The sequence below is a fragment of the Micromonospora sp. D75 genome (genome assembly GCF_018070405.1).
GTDB lineage: Bacteria > Actinomycetota > Actinomycetes > Mycobacteriales > Micromonosporaceae > Micromonospora > Micromonospora chalcea.
The window spans coordinates 1-16,867 of sequence record NZ_JAGPXV010000050.1; the positions used below are offsets into that span (position 1 = coordinate 1).

Below are 16,867 nucleotides of genomic sequence, written 5' to 3' on the forward strand. Positions count from 1 at the left end.
GTCCAGCAGGACCTGGTCCGGGCAGGTCGGGTTCAGGTTCATCTCGATGTGGTCGGCGGCCGTGTGCAGCGGCGCCTCCCAGGGCGTACCCGGCCGGGTCGGACCGTCGGGGTAGCTCGCCGTGATCGCCCGGTAGAAGGCGACCAGCCTCGGGTCGGGTTGCTGCTTGCCGTGCCAGCCCTCGCGGCACTGCTGCACCGCCGCCCGCACCTGCTCCGGTGTCGCCCCGTTCGGCAGGGCCCACACGCTCAGATCGAAACTCACGGCGGACAGCGTGCCATCCCGGGCCCGGCCCGTCACCTCTGCCCCACCGTGCGTTCACCGGCTGATTGCCGACACCGATTCCCCGGCGTCCGCTGTGGAGACTCTTGCGTCGAGTTGCGTCGATTCGCTAGCGTACCGTTGCGGTTTCCGGCTGAGTCGATTCCCCGGCCCGTCTTCGGGTGGCGCGGTCGGGCGTCCGCCCCGTCGGCCCGCACCCCTCGATTGCGCGAGCCACGCGCACTCGTCGCTGACCGGCCCCCACGGTCGTTGCCGAGACCGCGGGGGCCGATCGCGGCTCAGCGCCGGTGCTGCGCGAACAGCGGGCGGTAGTCCGAGTCCTGGCGGAACCAGGCCAGTCCGGCCGGTCCGGCGGCGTACAGGGCGGTGGCGTAGGCGTCGGCGACGGCGAGGTCCGGGCCGATCACGGTGGCGGCCGCCAGGCGGTCGGTCGGCTCGCCGGTGTGCGGGTCGATCACGTGCCCCCGCCGCCCGGTGACACCGGAGGTGCCCACCGCGCCGGTCGTCATCTCCAGCACGAGCGGCGTGCGCCGGGTGTCGGTGGGGTGGTGCACGGCCACGCGCCACGGCCCGCCGTGCGCCGCGCGCCCGCGTACCGTCAGGTCGGCGCCGCTGAGCACGGCGTAGTCGTGGATGCCGGCGGCGCGCAACCGCGCCGCGGCCCGCTCCACGGCCCAGCCGCCGAGCAGGCCGCCCGGGTCGAAGCCGCCGGGCACCGCCCAGGCGTCGAACCAGCCGTCGGTCGCCGCCCGCATCGACGCGCAGAGGTCGATCAGGTCGGCCAGCGGGGGGTACGAGTCGGGGCTGATCTCGTCGCGGCGCAGCCGGGAGACGAGGCTGTCCGGCCGGTTCGGTCCGTAGGTGAGGTCGATGGCGCGCAGTTCGGCGACGGCGTCCCGCAGCGCCTCGCCCACCACCCGGTGGCCCAGCCACTCGGGCGCGTTGAGCAGCAGTGTGTAGTCGGCGGTCGAGGTGGCCACCGTGTGCCGGACGGTGATCCGGCCGGACGCGCCGGCGCCGGGCCGCTCGACGCGGTGGCTGCTGGCGCCCAGGTGCAGGTCCGGACGGACCGGGCGGAACGCGGACTGGTCGACCCAGCGGGTACGTGGTTGCTCGTCCGCCCAGTGGGTCCGCCGGTGCTCGATCCGCATGACACCTGCCCCTCGGTGGTCGCCGCCGTGTCGCGGCGGTGGCCGGTTCCGGGCCTGCGTCGACCCGATGAAACCCGACCCTAAGCAGTGGAGATGACCGCGCCATGGGTGTCAGCTGGGAGGATCCTGTGACTCGCGTTCCCGAATGGTGGAAGATTCGTACCGGGGGACGGGACACCGACGTACCGTTGCCGGGAACGTCGAGACGAGGAGCATCAGGTGGCACGCATCGCGGTGGTGGCCGGCGACGGCATCGGACCCGAGGTGGTCGCGCAGGCCCGCAAGGTCCTCGACGCGGTGCTGCCCGGCATCGAGGCCACCGAGTACGACCTGGGCGCGGCGCGCTGGCACCGCACCGGCGAGGCGCTGCCCGACTCCGTCCTCGACGAGCTGGCCGGTCACGACGCGATCCTGCTCGGCGCGGTCGGCGACCCGACCGTGCCGCCGGGCGTGCTGGAGCGCGGCCTGCTGCTCAAGCTCCGGTTCGCCTTCGACCAGTACGTCAACCTGCGCCCGTCCCGGCTCTGGCCCGGCGTCGGCGGCCCGCTCGCCGCGGTCAAGCCCGGCGAGGTCGACCTCGTGGTGGTCCGCGAGGGCACCGAGGGGCTGTACGCGGGCGCCGGTGGCGCGCTGCACCGGGACACCCCGGCCGAGGTGGCCACCGAGGAGAGCCTGAACACCCGGCACGGCGTCGAGCGGGTCATCCGCGACGCCTTCGCCCGCGCCCGCCGTCGCGAACGGCGCAAGGTCACGCTCGTGCACAAGACCAACGTGCTCACCCACGCCGGTTCGCTCTGGTCGCGCGCCTTCGCCGCGGTGGCCGCCGAGCACCCCGACGTCACCACCGAGTACCAGCACATCGACGCCGCCGCGATGTTCCTGGTGACCAACCCGTCCCGGTACGACGTGGTGGTCACCGACAACCTCTTCGGCGACATCCTCACCGACATCGCCGCCGCGGTGACCGGTGGCATCGGGCTGGCGGCCAGCGGCTGCATCAACCCGGAGGGGCGCTACCCGTCGATGTTCGAGCCGGTGCACGGCTCCGCGCCGGACATCGCCGGCAAGGGCGTCGCCGACCCGGTCGCCGCCGTGCTCTCCGCCGCGCTGCTGCTGGACCAGCTCGGCCACGCCGACGCCGCCGCCCGGGTCACCGCCGCGGTCGGCGCCGAGCTGGCCGCGCGTACGCCCGGCGCGCCGCTGCGCACCGAGGAGGTCGGCGACCGGCTCGCCGGGTACGCCGTATCCTGACCGGGCCGATCCTCACCTGGCGGCCCGGTAACGGGCCGCCAGACCCGTCTCCGGGCCCGATTCGGCGGTCCGGTGCGGCGCAGCCGTCCGAGGGGCGGACCTATCCGCTGAACGACCGTTCGGGGTAAGTTTCTGGCACCAGTGACGTCGGCGTGCGATCCCGCATGCCGTGAACCCGCAGGGAGGTCAGCGCGATGAGCGGTGGTGACAAGCTCGATTTCGAGATCCGTCCGAATCCCGCGCCGGTATCCGCCGCCGACCGGGCCGCCCTGCTGGCGAACCCCGGTTTCGGCCGGGTCTTCACCGACCACATGGTCACCATCCGCTACGCCGAGGGCAAGGGCTGGTACGACGCCCGCCTGGAGGCGCGCGCGCCGATCCCGATGGACCCGGCCGCGGCGGTGCTGCACTACGCGCAGGAGATCTTCGAAGGGCTGAAGGCGTACCGCACCGGCGACGCGGTGACGATGTTCCGCCCGGAGGCCAACGCGGCCCGGTTCAGCGCGTCCGCCCGTCGGCTCGCCATGCCGGAGCTGCCGGAGGCGACGTTCGTGGAGTCGCTGCGCCGCCTGGTCGAGATCGACCAGGCGTGGATCCCGGAGCACGAGGACGCCAGCCTCTACCTGCGTCCGTTCATGTTCGCCAGCGAGGTCTTCCTCGGCGTGCGCCCGGCCAACGAATACCTGTACTGCGTCATCGCCTCGCCGGCCGGGGCGTACTTCTCCGGCGGGGTGAAGCCGGTGACGGTCTGGGTCTCGCCGGACTACACCCGGGCCGCGCCCGGCGGCACCGGCGCGGCCAAGTGCGGCGGCAACTACGCCGCGTCGCTCGCGGCGCAGGCCGAGGCGATCGAGGCGGGCTGCGACCAGGTGGTCTTCCTGGACGCGGTCGAGCGGCGCTACGTCGACGAGCTGGGCGGCATGAACGTCTTCTTCGTCTACGACGACGGCAGCATCGTCACCCCGCCGCTGGGCGGCACGATCCTGCCCGGCATCACCCGCGACGCGATCCTCACCCTGGCCGCCGAGGCCGGGCACGAGGTGCGGGAGGCGCCGGTCAGCTTCGCCGACTGGCAGGCCGACGCGGCGAGCGGGCGGCTGCGCGAGGTGTTCGCCTGCGGCACGGCCGCTGTCGTCACCCCGATCGGCGGCGTGCGCTTCCCGGAGGGCGAGTTCCTCATCGGCGGCGGCGAGCCCGGCCAGGTCACCATGGCCCTGCGCCAGAAGCTGGTGGACATCCAGCGCGGTCGCGCCGAGGACCCGCACGGCTGGGTCACCCGGGTCATCTGACCGCCCGACCGCGCGGTGAGCAGCGAGTCCGCTCCCTGCTCACCGCGCGGCGTCAGTCCAGCAGGTGGGTGCGCAGCGACTCCAGTTGCGTCTCGGTGACGCCCGCGTGGGTCAGGTAACCCTCGACCGAGCCGTGGCCGGCGCGCAGCTCGGCCAGGAACAGCTCCATCGTCTCGGCCGGTGACTCCAGGAACGGCGGCGGCGGTTCCTCCGCGTCCGGCAGCGTGGCGCGGACCCACTCGGTGAAACGCTGCGACGCCGCGGTGCTGAGCGCGTAGTCGGCGACCACGTCCTCGTCGGGCACCCCGAGCACGGAGAGCGTGAGCGCGCAGACGATGCCGGTGCGGTCCTTCCCGGCGACGCAGTGCACCACCACCGGCGCGTTGGCGCTGTCCGCGATCAGCCCGACCGCCTCGGCGAGCCCGGCGGTCCCGGTACGCGCCAGGTCGGCGTACCGGTCGGCCAGGTAGCGGGCCAGGCTGACGCCGGAGGCGTCGAACCGGTTCGCGCCCCAGTCGGCGTGCTTGGGGTGGATGTGCCGGTAGGCGAGCCCGTCGTAGGCGGGCACCCGCCCGTCGCGTTCCACCTCGGTGGGGCGGCGCAGGTCGATCACGGTACGGATGCCGAGCGCGGTGAACGCCGCCCGGTCGGTCTCGTCGATGCGGTGCAGCGAGTCGGAACGGTAGAGCCGGCCGCGGCGCACGGTGCGCCCGTCCTGAGCGGCGTATCCGCCGACGTCGCGGAAGTTGAACAGGGTGGGGAAGCGGCTCGGGGGGGCGTCCACATCCGACACGGTACGGCGGGCGGGGCGTTCCCACGTCCCCGCCGGCCGCCGCCGCGGTGTCAGATGCGCGGCGGCACATCCGGCGGCAGCGCCGAGTGGCTCTCGCCGTAGTAGCCGCCGAGCCGGTCCCGGTAGCCAGGGTCGGCGTGGCTGGACTCGTCGTACTCCGGGGCGGCCTTGATCTGGTCCTTCTCCCGGTCGACGTGCACGGTGCGGGCGTCGTGGTCGACGTGGTTCACGGTCCCGGCCGGGAGCATCACCTTCTTGCCGAAGATCCACGGCCCGGTGTCCACGACCAGGTAGCTGTCGTCCACCTCGTGGCTCGCCCGGTCGATCTTGCCGATGGCGCCGTCGGTGGCCTCGACCTTGTAGCCGGTCAGGTCGGCGCTCGCCACGCCCGCCTCGTCGCGGTAGCGCCACGGGTCGAAGGCGCCCGCCGGGGCGCCCCCGGCGACGGTGCCCCGGCCGTCGTCGAGGATCGGCTCGGTGCCGCCGTGCGTGGCGCGCGGGTCCAGTCCGTCCATGTGCCGCCTCCCGTCCCCAGGGCCGCGGCCGTCGCGGCGCCGTCATCAGTCGGGAGGGTTACCCACCCTGTCCGGGCACCAACCCGCCGGCGGCCGGCCCGCCCACGCCGAGGGGCCGGCGCCACGGTGGTGACGCCGGCCCCTCGGGAGGTCGGCCCGCGCGGCGCCGGTCGGGCGCGTCCGGGCCGGTGGATCAGGCCAGCGCGGCCTCCGCGTCCAGGGTCACCGCGGCGGCGGGTACGACGGCGGCGATCCGCAGCCCCTCGTGCACCTGCTCCCGGCTGAACCCGGCGGCGCGCAGCGTCTTCTCGTGCGACTCCAGGCAGACGCCGCAGCCGGTGATCGCCGAGACGGCGAGGCACCACAGCTCGAAGTCGGTCTTCTCCACGCCGGGGCGGGCGATGATCTGCATCCGCAGCCGGGCCGGCAGCGACGCGTACTGCTCGTCGCCGATCAGGTGCTTGGCCCGGTAGTAGACGTTGTTCATCGCCATGACCGCAGCCGCGCCCTTGGCCGCCGCGACCGCCTCGGGCGTGAGGTGACCGGCCGCCTCAGCGGCGATCTCCCGCAGCACCACCGGGTTGCGAGCGGCGACCGCGCAGGCCAGGGCGGTGCCCCACGCCTGCTCCGGCTTCAGCGTCGAGGTGGTGATGGTGGAGCCGAGGTTGAGCCGGATGTCCTTGGCGTACTCGGGCAGGCCCGCCTTGATCGCGTCCAGGCCCATGGTCAGGCCCCGGCGCCGGCGAGGAGCGCGTTGGCGTCGAGCGTCGCCGCGCCCTTGTTCCAGTTGCACGGGCACAGCTCGTCGGTCTGGAGCGCGTCGAGCACCCGCAGCACCTCGGAGACGTTGCGGCCGACCGAGCCGGCGGTCACCATGACGAACTGGATCTCGTTGTTCGGGTCCACGATGAAGGTGGCCCGCTGGGCGACACCGTCGGCGCCGAGCACGCCGCAGGCGGAGGTCAGCTCACGCTTGATGTCGCTGAGCATCGGGAAGGGCAGCTCGCGCAGGTCCGGGTGGTCCTTGCGCCAGGCGTAGTGGACGAACTCGTTGTCGACGGAGACGCCGAGCACCTGGGCGTCGCGGTCGGCGAACTCGCCGTTGAGGCGGCCGAACTCGGCGATCTCGGTGGGGCAGACGAAGGTGAAGTCCTTCGGCCAGAAGAACACGACGCGCCACTGGCCCTCGTGGGACTTGTGGTTGATCGTCTCGAACGCCTTGTCGGCGTCGAGCGATACGCAGGCGGTGAGTTCGTACTCGGGGAAGTGGTCACCGACAGTGAGCACGGGTCCTCCTTGAGCGTGACCCGGCAGCACCGCCGGGCCAGTAACTGGATCTGTTCAAGATTCTTCCGCAGCCCTGTTTGCGCTCGTGGCGGGCGGTGGCCGGGTGTGAAGGCGGTCACCAGCCCCGCGATCGTCCCGGAATATGGGTTTCGCCTCCCAAAAGCGGGGGCGGGGTGGCAGAGTGCTGGTCGTGACCAGCTTCGTCCTGATCATTAGCAGCTAGCGCGCCGGCCTTCCCTCGCCGAGCGCGCAGACCTCCCGCATCCGCGGGGGGTCTTTTTGTTTGCTCCCCAGGACGGACACGAGAAGAGGACTCCGATGACCTTCCAGGTGTACGACACGACGCTGCGCGACGGCGCCCAGCGCGAAGGACTCACGTACTCGGTGGTCGACAAGCTGGCGGTGGCCCGCCTGCTCGACGACCTCGGGGTCGGCTTCATCGAGGGGGGCTGGCCGGGCGCGGTGCCCAAGGACACCGAGTTCTTCCGCCGGGCCCGCACCGAGCTGGAACTGCGGCACGCGATCCTGGTCGCCTTCGGCGCCACCCGCAAGGCCGGCCTCGCGGTCGAGGACGACCCGCAGGTGCGCGGGCTGCTCGACGCGCAGACCCCGGCCGTCGCCCTGGTCGCCAAGGCGGACCTGCGGCACGTGGAACGCGCGCTGCGCACCACCGCCGAGGAGAACCTCGCCATGATCCGCGACACCGTGTCGTACCTGGTGGCGCAGGGTCGGCGGGTCTTCGTCGACGGGGAGCACTGCTACGACGGGTTCCGCTTCGACCCGGGCTACACCACCGCTGTGGCGGAGACCGCGCTGGCCGCCGGCGCCGAGCGCTTCGTCCTCTGCGACACCAACGGCGGCATGCTGCCCTCCCAGGTCACCGCCGTGATCGAAGGGCTGGTGGCGCGCACCGGGATCGCGCCGGAACGGCTCGGCATGCACGCGCAGAACGACACCGCCTGCGCGGTCGCCAACACCATCGCCGCCGTCGAGGCCGGCGTCCGCCACGTGCAGGGCACCGCCAACGGGTACGGCGAGCGCCCCGGCAACGCCGACATCTTCGCGATCGTCGCCAATCTTCAGCTCAAGCTGGGCATGCCCGTCCTACCGGAGGGCTGCCTGGAACAGATGGTGCGGGTCTCGCACGCCATCGCCGAGATCGCCAACATCGCCCCCGACACCCACCAGGCCTACGTCGGGGCCGCCGCCTTCGCTCACAAGGCGGGGCTGCACGCGAGCGCGATCAAGGTCGACCCGTTGCTCTACAACCACGTGGAACCCACCGTGGTGGGCAACGACATGCGGATCCTGGTGACCGAGATGGCCGGCCGGGCCAGCATCGAGCTCAAGAGCCGTGAGCTCGGTCTGGACCTGGCCGGCCATCCGGACACCCTGTCCAAGGTCACCGGGCGGGTCAAGGAGCTGGAGGCCGACGGCTGGTCGTTCGAGGCCGCCGACGCCTCGTTCGAACTGCTGGTCCGCTCGGAACTGCCGGGCGCGGCGCCGGTCCGGCCGTTCACGCTGGAGTCGTACCGGGTGCTGGTCGAGCACCGCGAGGACGGCGCGGTGGTCTCCGAGGCCACGGTGAAGATCCGGGTACGCGGCGAGCGGGTGATCGCCACCGCCGAGGGCAACGGCCCGGTCAACGCGCTGGACGAGGCGTTGCGGGTGGCGCTGTCCCGGCACTACCCGGAGCTGCGCGAGTTCCAGCTGGCCGACTACAAGGTCCGCATCCTGGAGGGCAGCCACGGCACCGGCGCGGTGACGCGCGTACTCGTGGAGACCGCCGGGGCGGGCCGCGACTGGACCACCGTGGGCGTGCACCCGAACGTGGTGGAGGCAAGCTGGCACGCGCTCGTCGACGCGCTCACCTACGGCCTGGACCGGACCCGCGTGACGGGCGGGACCGCGGCCTGACTCACCCGGCCGGCAGGCGCAGCTCGGCCAGCAACGCGCGGTGGTCGCTCCCCGGCACCGGGAAGGTGCCGGCGGCGCGCACCGCGATGCGCCGGTCCACCAGGACGTGGTCGATGGTGACCGGCGGGATCGGGTCGCCGTCGTACGGCCCCCAGGTGCCGCCGAACCCGGCCCCGGCCGCGTCCGCCGCGTCGGTGTAACCGGTGGCGATCAGCTCCCGCAGCGCCGCGTGGTCGAGCGTCGCGTTGAAGTCCCCGGCCAGCACGCTCAGCCCGTCGTCCGGGGTGGCCGGCGGCTGGGCGCGCTGGTCGGTCCACCAGTCCGGCACCACGTCCACCGCGTACGGCGCGGCCGGGTGCGCCGACTCCACCCGTAACGGCGGCGCGCCCGGCACCGTCACCGTCGCGTACGCCTGGGTGAAGAAGAACCCCTGGTTGCGGCGGTGCCCGGTGTCGCGCAGCGGGTGGCGGGCGTACACGCCGGAGCCGGTGGAGCCGACCTCGGGGCTCAGCGACCGGTAGGGCAGCAGCGTGGCCAGGCCGAGCCGGTCCAGCTCGGCCGCGAGCGCCGGGGTGAGCTCCTGCACCGTGAGCACGTCCACCCGCCGGACCCGGGCCAGGTCGACAAGTCCCGCCGGGTCGGCCGAGCCGAGGCGCAGGTTGGCGGTGAGCAGCCGCAGCGTCGGCCCGTCGGCCGGGGGACGGGCGTCGGGGACCGCCCGGGGCGCCACCGCGCCGATCAGCGACAGCGCGGCGAGGGCCGCGACCACCGCCGGGGCCCGGCGCCGCAGGGCGAGCGCCGACACCGCCACGACCGGGGCCAGCGCGGCGACGTACGGCGTGAAGGCGATCGCCAGCACCAGCGGACCGCTTTCCAGCCCGGCCAGGCGTACCAGCGCCCAGGCGGCGACCGGCGCCGCTGCCAGCCAGCACGCGGCGGTGGCCCAGCGGCCGCCCCGGGTGCCGCCCCGGGACAGGTCCGGAGCTGTGATCATGGCCGTCAGGCTACCCGGGTCCGCGCTGCCGCGATGCCCGGCGAAACAATTTCGTGAATGCTCGACCGCAATTTCTGAGCACTTTTTCGATCGGTCGGACACGCAATATGAGCTATTGACCGCCCGCGTTTTCCGGTGCTACGTTCCCCCTGGTTGAGACGTCGCGACTCTCTGTAGTAAGGCCAGCTCACGAGCGGTGCGCTCCCCGGGCGGATTCCCGATGATCCGCAATTTGACGCGCGCAGTCGCCGTATCACCACGGTTTAACCAAGGGAGAACTCATGGCCACATTCTTCAAGCGAAAGGCGACGGTGGTGGCGCTCGCCGCGCTGTCCCTCACCCTGGCCGGTGGCGGGATCGCCGCGGCCGCCCAGGCGGAGGCGCGACCCCAGCCCGGCGCCCGGCACAGCACCGCGCAGCCGCCGGTGACCGCCGCCGAGCGGCAGGCCGCCCGCGCCGCCATGCGGGCCACGCTGGCCCCGCCGGCCCCCGGTCAGGTCGCCTGGGCGGTCGTGTCGGCGAACGGGACGCTGCTGCAGCACTCCGGCAACGTGGTGTCCTCGCTCCGGTTCGTACCCGGCCCGGGCGTGTCCGCCGGGCAGTACCAGGTGCTGTTCGACTACGACGTGTCCGCCAAGGCGTACCACGTCTCGATCGGCACGAACGACTCGGCGAACGTGCCGCCGGGCGGCGAGATCTCGGCCGCGCCGCGCACGCTGACCCCCAACGCGGTCTTCGTGCAGACCCGCAACTCCACCGGCGGCTTCGCCGACCGGCCGTTCCACATCCTGGTCGCCAACTGACCCGTCCGGCCGCGCACCGGCCTCCGCTGCGGCGGGGGCCGGTGTCGTGTTCCGTCCCGGTCCCGCCCGGACCGATGGGGTTCGCGCCGTTGCCGCCCGATCGGGGAGATGCTGCCCGTCCGGTTCGGCCACTGCCGGTCCGGGTCCGATAATCCGACGTTTGTCGCCGGTCCGGCCCGGGAAGCAAGCACCGTGACGGACATCTCGGACACCCTGGCCAGCGTGCCCAGCCCGGTCGATGCCGACGCGAGCGGCGTCGAGCTGGAACAGACCCTCGCCGAGGTCAAACGCGTGATCGTCGGGCAGGATCGGCTCGTCGAACGCCTGCTCACCGCCCTCATCGCCGACGGTCACTGCCTGCTGGAGGGCGTACCGGGGGTGGCCAAGACGCTCGCGGCGCAGACCCTCGCCACAGTCGTCGGCGGCACCTTCTCCCGGATCCAGTTCACGCCCGACCTGGTGCCCTCCGACATCGTCGGCACCCGCATCTACCGCGCCTCGACCGAGCAGTTCGACGTGGAGCTGGGACCGATCATGGCGAACCTCGTGCTCGCCGACGAGATCAACCGGGCCCCGGCCAAGGTGCAGTCGGCCCTGCTGGAGGCGATGGCCGAGCGGCAGGTCTCGATCGGCGGGCGGAGCTGGCCGGTGCCGGAGCCGTTCCTGGTCCTGGCCACCCAGAACCCGATCGAGTCCGAGGGCGTCTACCAGCTCCCCGAGGCGCAACGCGACCGCTTCCTCATGAAGGTCGTGGTCGACTACCCGAGCGACGCCGACGAGCTGGCCATCCTCTACCGGATGAGCACCGAGCGCCCCACCGCGAGCACCGTGCTCGACCCGATCCGGCTGCGGGAACTCCAGCGCCGCGCCACCGACGTCTTCGTCCACCACGCGCTCGCCGAGTACGTGGTCCGCCTCATCCTCGCCACCCGCGACCCGCAACGCTTCGGCCTGCCCGACATCGCGCCGCTGCTGGCGTACGGGGCCAGCCCCCGGGCCACGCTCGGCCTGGTGGCCGCCGCCCGCGCGCAGGCGCTCATCCACGGCCGCGACTACGTCCTCCCCGAGGACATCCGGGACCTGGCGGTGGACGTGCTGGCGCACCGGCTCGTGCTCACCTTCGACGCGGTCGCCGACGGGATCTCCGGCGAGGACGTGGTGCGCCGGGTGATCGAGGCGGTGCCACCGCCCCGGCTGGTGAACGGGCCCACCGAGGCGGCGCCGGACCTGGCGGCGGCATGACCGGCGCGGCCGAGCCCGGGCTGACCGACCTCGCGCCCGACCAGCGGCTGCGCCGGCTGGAGCTGACGGTGACCCGGCGGCTCGACGGCCTGCTGCACGGCCGGTACCGGGGCCTGCTGCCCGGGCCGGGCAGCGAGGCCGCCGGCAGCCGGGAGTACCGCCCCGGCGAGGACGAGGTACGCCGGATGGACTGGGCGGTCACCGCCCGGACCACGGTGCCGCACGTCCGCCAGGTCGACGCGGACCGGGAACTGACCACCTGGCTGCTCGTCGACGCCAGCCCCAGCATGGAGTACGGCACCTCCACGCTGGACAAACGGGAGCTGGCGGTGGCCGCTGTGGCAGCGATCGGCTTCCTCACCGCCGGAGTCGGCAACCGGCTCGGCGCGCAGGTGCTCACGCCCGACGGGCTGCGCCGATTCCCGGCCCGCAGCGGGCGTACCCATCTGCTCGGGCTGCTCCGCGCGCTGCTCGGCGCTCCGCGTACCGACGACCGGCGGGACCCGGACGGCGCGGGCGCGGCCGGCGCACGCCCGCCCGCCGCGGGGCCGGGCCTGGCCGACGGCCTGGACGGCCTGCAGCGTGTCGCCACCCGGCGCGGGCTCGTGGTGATCGTCTCCGACTTCCTCGACGAACTGCCCGACGACCCGGACGCCGCGCCCCCGCCGTGGGCCGCGGCGCTGCGCCGCCTCGCGGTCCGTCATCAGGTGCTCGCGGTCGAGGTGACCGACCCGCGCGAGCTGGAACTGCCCGACGTCGGGCTGATCACGCTGGTCGACCCGGAGAGCGGCCGGCACCGCGAGGTGTGGACCGGCGACCCGGACCTGCGCGAGCGGTACGCGCGCGCCGCCGCCGAGCAGCGCGAGCAGGTACGCCACACGCTGCGCCGGGCCGGCGCCACCCACATGGCGCTGCGCACCGACCGGGACTGGTGTGCGGACGTGGTGCGGCACGTGCACGAGCAGCGCCGGCTGGCCACCGTGCCGGCCGCCGCCCGGGGAGGTGTCGCATGACCTGGCAGTCACCAGCCCGCCTCTGGCTGCTGCTCGCCGTCCTCGCGCTGGTCGCCGGCTACCTGGTGCTGCAACGGCGGCAGAGCCGGTACGCGGTGCGCTTCACCAACCTGCGCCTGCTGGACCGGGTCGCCCCGCGCCGCCCGGCCTGGCGCCGGCACGTGCCGGCGGGCCTGTTCCTGGCCATGCTGGCGCTGCTCGTGGTCGGGTTCGCCCGCCCCGAGGCAGAGGTGCGGGTCCCCCGGGAACGGGCCACCGTGATGGTCGCCGTCGACGTCTCCACCTCGATGCTCGCCGGTGACGTGGACCCGGACCGGCTGACAGCGGCCAAGGAGGCCGGCCGGCGGTTCGTCGACGGGCTGCCGGACGAGTTCAACGTCGGCCTCGTCGCGTTCGCCGGCAGCGCCGCGGTGCTGGTGCCGCCGAGCACCGACCGGGAGGCGCTGCACGACGGCATCGGGCGGCTGGCCGAGGGCATCACCGGCGTGCAGGGCACCGCGATCGGCGAGGCGATCAGCACCTCGCTGGGCGCGGTCAAGAGCCTTGACGCGACTGCCGCGAAGGACCCGCCGCCGGCCCGGATCATCATCCTCTCCGACGGCGCGAACACCTCCGGGATGGACCCGATCGAGGCCGCCGACCAGGCCGTCGCCGCCAAGGTCCCGGTGCACACGATCTCCTTCGGCACGCCCGGGGGATCGGTCGACCGGGGCGGCCGGGCGATCCAGGTGCCGGTGGACGGGCAGACGCTGCGGGCGGTCGCCGAGCAGACCGGTGGCGGATTCCACGAGGCGTCCACCACCGCCGAGCTGAAGGACGTCTACGAGGACATCGGCACGTCCGTCGGCTACCGCACCGAACGGCAGGACATCTCGGCCCGCTTCATCGGCCTCGGGCTGGTCCTGGCGATGGGCGCCGCCGCCGGCTCGCTGCGGTGGTTCTCCCGGCTGCCCTGACCCGCACACCACTACCGCACGACATGTGAGGAGCCAGGCATGGCAGTGCAGACCGGACTCGGCGAGCCACGCGGACCGTGGTTCGTCTCGCCGGAGCTGGACCCGGACGGGCGCGGCCACCGGGACGTACCCGGGGGCGGGCCGGAGGCCGGGCGGCGCAGCCTGCGGCACCGGCTGCTGAGCGTGGCGGCGGTGGTGGCGCTCTCCACCGTTTCCGGCGCGGTGGCCGGCACCTGGGCGGCCGACCAGGGCTCGCCGGGACCGAGCGCGGCGTCCGCCGCGCCGGTGCCCGCGGAACTGGTCACCGCCGCCGGCAAGACGGTGCCCGGCGTGGTCTCGGTGATGGTCGGGGGTCGATCCGGCGCGTCCGCGTCCGGCTCCGGATTCGCCATCGACAACGAGCAGCACATCGTCACAAACGACCACATCCTGGCCCGCGGCGGCTCGGGCGCGGTGACTGTGGAGACCTCGGACGGGCGTCGCTTCCCGGCCGAGGTGGTGGGCCGGGAACCCGCCAGCGACCTGGCCGTGCTCAAGGTGCCCGCGTCCGCCGGGCTGCCGCCGCTGCCGCTGGCCAAGGCGAACTCGACCCGGGTGGGGGAGCCGGTGCTCGCGGTCGGGTCGCCGCTCGGGCTCGCCGGGACCGTCACCGCCGGTATCGTCAGCGCGCTCAACCGGCAGGTGCGGATCGGCAACGGCCGGCACACGGCGGTGCAGACCGACGCCTCCATCAACCCGGGCAACTCGGGCGGGCCGCTGGTGAACGCGCGCGGTGAGGTGGTCGGCGTGAACACCGCCATCGCCACCATCGACGGCAACGGGTCGATCGGCATCGGCTTCGCCATCCCGATCGACCAGGTCCAGCAGACCGCCGACACCATCATCGGCCGGGGCGGCTGAGTCACCGGGCGCGGTCTCCCGCGCGGGTCGCCTCGGCGCTTCGCGCGGCGCTGACCTGCACAAGCGCTGCAAGATCGGTGCGAACTGTCGGATATCCGGCGTGGGATCATTGGGGCATAGAAATATTACGCTGAGTATGGATACTGGCGGAGGTGGAGCAAGCTGTCATTGCGGCCCTCCTCGTGATGGGCCTGATCATCGGCGCCGGTGTCGGCGCGTCCTACGCGCGTGCGAAACGCGGCTGGACGGACTACCAGACGATCCGGACCAGCGTGCCGGGCGCCCGCCGCAACGCCTGGCTCGCGATTCGCGGCGTGGTCGTCAAGCTCGCGGTGATCGCCCTGCTGCTGGTCGGCGCGGCCGCGTACGCGGCCTCCGGCGGCGGCGAGGAACGGGCCGGTCCCACCCCGAGCGCCACCCCCACCCCGAGTCACCGCGCCGGGCGCTAGCCTCGGGGAGTGGACGACGGACTGCGGGTGACCGACCGGCTCGTGGTGCCCGCAGTCGAGCTGCGGGAACGGTTCTCCCGGTCGTCCGGGCCCGGCGGCCAGGGGGTGAACACCACCGACTCGCGGGTGGAACTGAGCTTCGACCTGGGCCGCTCGCCGAGCGTGCCGGAGACGCTGCGGGAACGGGCGCTGACCCGGCTCGCCGGACGCCTGGTCGACGGCGTGCTGACCGTGACGGCCAGTGAGCACCGCGCGCAACTGGCCAACCGGGAAGCGGCCCGGGAACGGATGGCCGCGCTGCTGCGCGAGGCCTTCGCCCCGCCGCCGAAGGCGCGCCGCCCGACCCGCCCCTCGCGTGGCGCCAAGGAGCGCCGGCTGGCCGAGAAGAAGCGCCAGTCCCAGCGCAAACGCGACCGCCGGGTGGACGGCGACTGACCGAAAAACGGTTGAACCGCCCGGCGCGCCGATCGGAGAATTCCGCCCCGTGATCGACTTCTCCGTCAAGCCCACGCTCACCGGCGAGCGTGTGGCGCTGCGCCCGTTCCACGACGACGACCTGCCGGCGCTCGCGGAGATCCTGGCCGACCCGGAGGTGGTCCGGCTGACCGGCAGCCCGGCCGGCGAGACGTTCGAACCGGCCCGGTTGCGCGCCTGGTACGGCACCCGCAACAGCCAGGCCGACCGGCTCGACCTCGCGGTGGTGGACCGGGCGAGCGGCGCCTGCGTCGGCGAGGTGGTCCTCAACGAGTGGGACCGGGCGAACGCGAGCTGCAACTTCCGCACGCTGATCGGCCCCGGCGGCCGCGACCGCGGCCTCGGCACCGAGGCGGTGCGGCTGATCGTCGGGTACGGCTTCGAGCAGCTCGGCCTGCACCGCATCGGCCTGGAGGTGTTCGCGTTCAACCCGCGTGCCCGGCGCGCCTACGAGAAGGTGGGCTTCGTCGCCGAGGGAACGCTGCGGCAGGTGCTGCGCGACGGCGACGGCTGGGTGGACGCCACTGTCATGTCGATCCTCGCTCCGGAGTGGAACCGGCACCGGGGGCACCCGGAGGGTTGAGCCGGAGGCGTCGAAGCGCTTCAATGCGTACGGGAGCTTTGCGGGCCGTCACCGACCACCACGTCACAGTGACAGGAGTCCCTTCCGCATGTCCCGAAACCCCGTACGCGCCGCGCTGACCGTGCTCGCCGCGCTGCTACCGGTCCTCGCTCTCTGCCTCGCCCTCACCGCCACCACACCCCCGGCCGCCGCGGCGGCCACGCCGGTCCGCGTCATGCCACTGGGCGACTCCATCACCGGGTCGCCCGGCTGCTGGCGCGCCCTGCTCTGGAACCGCCTCCAGTCCACCGGCCACACCGACGTCGACTTCGTCGGCACGCTCGGGCCGCAGGGCTGCGGCGTGCCCTACGACGGCGACAACGAGGGCCACGGCGGCTACCTCGCGACGAACGTGGCCAACCAGAACCTGCTGCCCGGCTGGCTCGCCGCCACCCGCCCGGACGTCGTGCTCATGCACTTCGGCACCAACGACGTGTGGAGCAACATCGCGCCCGCCACGATCCTCGCCGCGTACTCGAAGCTGGTGGACCAGATGCGGGCCGCCAACCCGGCCACGACCGTGCTGGTCGCGAAGATCATCCCGATGAACCCGGCGAGCTGCCCGGAGTGCGGCCAGCGGACCGTGGCGCTCAACTCGCTCATCGACGGCTGGGCGGCCGGGAAGACCACGGCCGCCTCCCCGATCGTGGTGGTCGACCAGTGGACCGGGTTCAGCACCGCCACCGACACCTACGACGGGGTGCACCCGAACGCGGCCGGGGACCAGAAGATGTCCGACAGGTGGTACCCGGCGCTGGTCGCCGCGCTCGGCCGCGCCACGCCCGGCCCGACCTCGTCCCCGACCGTCAGCCCCACGCCGTCGCCCACGCTCAGCCCGTCACCGACGACCAGCCCGTCGCCCACCGCGAGCCCGACGTCGGCGCCCGGCGGCTGCACCGCCACCTGGCGCCTCGCCGGGCAGTGGCCGG

General features: G+C 73.5%; 19 protein-coding genes. 12 read left to right on the plus strand and 7 right to left on the minus strand.

What is annotated here, in order from left to right; translation table 11 throughout:
* Together KBX39_RS05295 and KBX39_RS05300 are read right to left on the minus strand one after the other, a co-directional pair.
* Positions 1–264: hypothetical protein (locus KBX39_RS05295; protein ID WP_210869398.1), on the minus strand; the 264-nt coding region annotated here is incomplete at its 3' end.
* A 296-nt stretch (positions 265–560) separates the two neighbouring features.
* The gene (locus KBX39_RS05300; protein ID WP_043325992.1) at positions 561–1,433 is read right to left on the minus strand and encodes an FAD:protein FMN transferase; all 873 of its coding nucleotides are present in this window, start codon (positions 1,431–1,433) and stop codon (positions 561–563) included.
* Between the two features lie 219 nt (positions 1,434–1,652).
* On the opposite strand from KBX39_RS05300, the gene KBX39_RS05305 reads away from it, so the two are divergent.
* Both KBX39_RS05305 and KBX39_RS05310 read left to right on the plus strand, forming a co-directional pair.
* Entirely contained in the window at positions 1,653–2,684 is a 1,032-nt protein-coding gene (locus tag KBX39_RS05305) for a 3-isopropylmalate dehydrogenase (RefSeq protein WP_030500874.1), read from the plus strand.
* Positions 2,685–2,878: 194 nt separating this feature from the next.
* Complete coding sequence (locus tag KBX39_RS05310) at positions 2,879–3,973, plus strand: branched-chain amino acid aminotransferase (RefSeq protein ID WP_043325988.1); 1,095 nt, start codon at positions 2,879–2,881, stop codon at positions 3,971–3,973.
* Positions 3,974–4,025: 52 nt separating this feature from the next.
* On the opposite strand, the gene KBX39_RS05315 is transcribed toward KBX39_RS05310, so the two are convergent.
* The 4 genes from KBX39_RS05315 to KBX39_RS05330 form a co-directional block, all read right to left on the minus strand.
* Entirely contained in the window at positions 4,026–4,766 is a 741-nt protein-coding gene (locus KBX39_RS05315) for a tyrosine-protein phosphatase (RefSeq protein ID WP_210869400.1), read from the minus strand.
* A 50-nt stretch (positions 4,767–4,816) separates the two neighbouring features.
* The gene (locus KBX39_RS05320) at positions 4,817–5,281 is read right to left on the minus strand and encodes a hypothetical protein (protein ID WP_030500871.1); all 465 of its coding nucleotides are present in this window, start codon (positions 5,279–5,281) and stop codon (positions 4,817–4,819) included.
* Positions 5,282–5,474: 193 nt separating this feature from the next.
* Positions 5,475–6,005: a carboxymuconolactone decarboxylase family protein gene (locus tag KBX39_RS05325; protein WP_210869402.1), complete on the minus strand. Its 531-nt coding sequence runs from the start codon at positions 6,003–6,005 to the stop codon at positions 5,475–5,477.
* A 2-nt stretch (positions 6,006–6,007) separates the two neighbouring features.
* Positions 6,008–6,568: a peroxiredoxin gene (locus KBX39_RS05330; RefSeq protein ID WP_069087635.1), complete on the minus strand. Its 561-nt coding sequence runs from the start codon at positions 6,566–6,568 to the stop codon at positions 6,008–6,010.
* Positions 6,569–6,886: 318 nt separating this feature from the next.
* On the opposite strand from KBX39_RS05330, the gene cimA reads away from it, so the two are divergent.
* Entirely contained in the window at positions 6,887–8,485 is a 1,599-nt protein-coding gene (cimA, locus tag KBX39_RS05335; protein WP_043325985.1) for a citramalate synthase, read from the plus strand.
* 1 nt (position 8,486) lies between these two features.
* On the opposite strand, the gene KBX39_RS05340 is transcribed toward cimA, so the two are convergent.
* Complete coding sequence (locus tag KBX39_RS05340; RefSeq protein WP_210869404.1) at positions 8,487–9,479, minus strand: endonuclease/exonuclease/phosphatase family protein; 993 nt, start codon at positions 9,477–9,479, stop codon at positions 8,487–8,489.
* 281 nt (positions 9,480–9,760) lie between these two features.
* On the opposite strand from KBX39_RS05340, the gene KBX39_RS05345 reads away from it, so the two are divergent.
* The 9 genes from KBX39_RS05345 to KBX39_RS05385 form a co-directional block, all read left to right on the plus strand.
* Positions 9,761–10,282 carry a hypothetical protein gene (locus KBX39_RS05345; protein ID WP_043325982.1) on the plus strand — a complete coding sequence of 174 codons (522 nt, stop codon included), beginning with the start codon at positions 9,761–9,763 and terminating at the stop codon, positions 10,280–10,282.
* 192 nt (positions 10,283–10,474) lie between these two features.
* Positions 10,475–11,524: a MoxR family ATPase gene (locus KBX39_RS05350; RefSeq protein WP_043325980.1), complete on the plus strand. Its 1,050-nt coding sequence runs from the start codon at positions 10,475–10,477 to the stop codon at positions 11,522–11,524.
* Positions 11,521–12,537, plus strand: a complete 1,017-nt coding sequence (locus KBX39_RS05355; RefSeq protein WP_064447005.1) for a DUF58 domain-containing protein — start codon at positions 11,521–11,523, stop codon at positions 12,535–12,537. The genes KBX39_RS05350 and KBX39_RS05355 overlap by 4 nt, the downstream gene beginning before the upstream one ends.
* A complete protein-coding gene (locus tag KBX39_RS05360; RefSeq protein ID WP_104113889.1) occupies positions 12,534–13,493 on the plus strand; it encodes a VWA domain-containing protein in 960 nt (319 codons plus the stop codon). Before KBX39_RS05355 ends, KBX39_RS05360 begins: the two co-directional genes overlap by 4 nt.
* Positions 13,494–13,532: 39 nt before the next feature.
* Complete coding sequence (locus tag KBX39_RS05365) at positions 13,533–14,393, plus strand: S1C family serine protease (RefSeq protein ID WP_064447007.1); 861 nt, start codon at positions 13,533–13,535, stop codon at positions 14,391–14,393.
* 152 nt (positions 14,394–14,545) lie between these two features.
* Positions 14,546–14,842 carry a hypothetical protein gene (locus tag KBX39_RS05370; protein ID WP_043325976.1) on the plus strand — a complete coding sequence of 99 codons (297 nt, stop codon included), beginning with the start codon at positions 14,546–14,548 and terminating at the stop codon, positions 14,840–14,842.
* A 9-nt stretch (positions 14,843–14,851) separates the two neighbouring features.
* A complete protein-coding gene (gene arfB, locus KBX39_RS05375; protein WP_210869406.1) occupies positions 14,852–15,277 on the plus strand; it encodes an alternative ribosome rescue aminoacyl-tRNA hydrolase ArfB in 426 nt (141 codons plus the stop codon).
* Between the two features lie 49 nt (positions 15,278–15,326).
* Positions 15,327–15,899, plus strand: a complete 573-nt coding sequence (locus KBX39_RS05380; protein WP_113971834.1) for a GNAT family N-acetyltransferase — start codon at positions 15,327–15,329, stop codon at positions 15,897–15,899.
* Positions 15,900–15,987: 88 nt separating this feature from the next.
* The coding region (locus KBX39_RS05385; RefSeq protein WP_210869408.1) for an SGNH/GDSL hydrolase family protein at positions 15,988–16,867 on the plus strand (880 nt) is incomplete at its 3' end.

Bases quoted from the DNA above. Each gene is read 5' to 3' on its own strand.
- KBX39_RS05355 (WP_064447005.1), top strand. From the start codon at position 11,521: ATGACCGGCGCGGCCGAGCCCGGGCTGACCGACCTCGCGCCCGACCAG.
- KBX39_RS05365 (WP_064447007.1), top strand. From the start codon at position 13,533: ATGGCAGTGCAGACCGGACTCGGCGAGCCACGCGGACCGTGGTTCGTC.
- KBX39_RS05300 (WP_043325992.1), bottom strand. From the start codon at position 1,433: ATGCGGATCGAGCACCGGCGGACCCACTGGGCGGACGAGCAACCACGT.
- KBX39_RS05340 (WP_210869404.1), bottom strand. From the start codon at position 9,479: ATGATCACAGCTCCGGACCTGTCCCGGGGCGGCACCCGGGGCGGCCGC.
- cimA (WP_043325985.1), top strand. From the start codon at position 6,887: ATGACCTTCCAGGTGTACGACACGACGCTGCGCGACGGCGCCCAGCGC.
- KBX39_RS05345 (WP_043325982.1), top strand. From the start codon at position 9,761: ATGGCCACATTCTTCAAGCGAAAGGCGACGGTGGTGGCGCTCGCCGCG.
- KBX39_RS05360 (WP_104113889.1), top strand. From the start codon at position 12,534: ATGACCTGGCAGTCACCAGCCCGCCTCTGGCTGCTGCTCGCCGTCCTC.
- KBX39_RS05320 (WP_030500871.1), bottom strand. From the start codon at position 5,281: ATGGACGGACTGGACCCGCGCGCCACGCACGGCGGCACCGAGCCGATC.
- KBX39_RS05325 (WP_210869402.1), bottom strand. From the start codon at position 6,005: ATGGGCCTGGACGCGATCAAGGCGGGCCTGCCCGAGTACGCCAAGGAC.
- KBX39_RS05310 (WP_043325988.1), top strand. From the start codon at position 2,879: ATGAGCGGTGGTGACAAGCTCGATTTCGAGATCCGTCCGAATCCCGCG.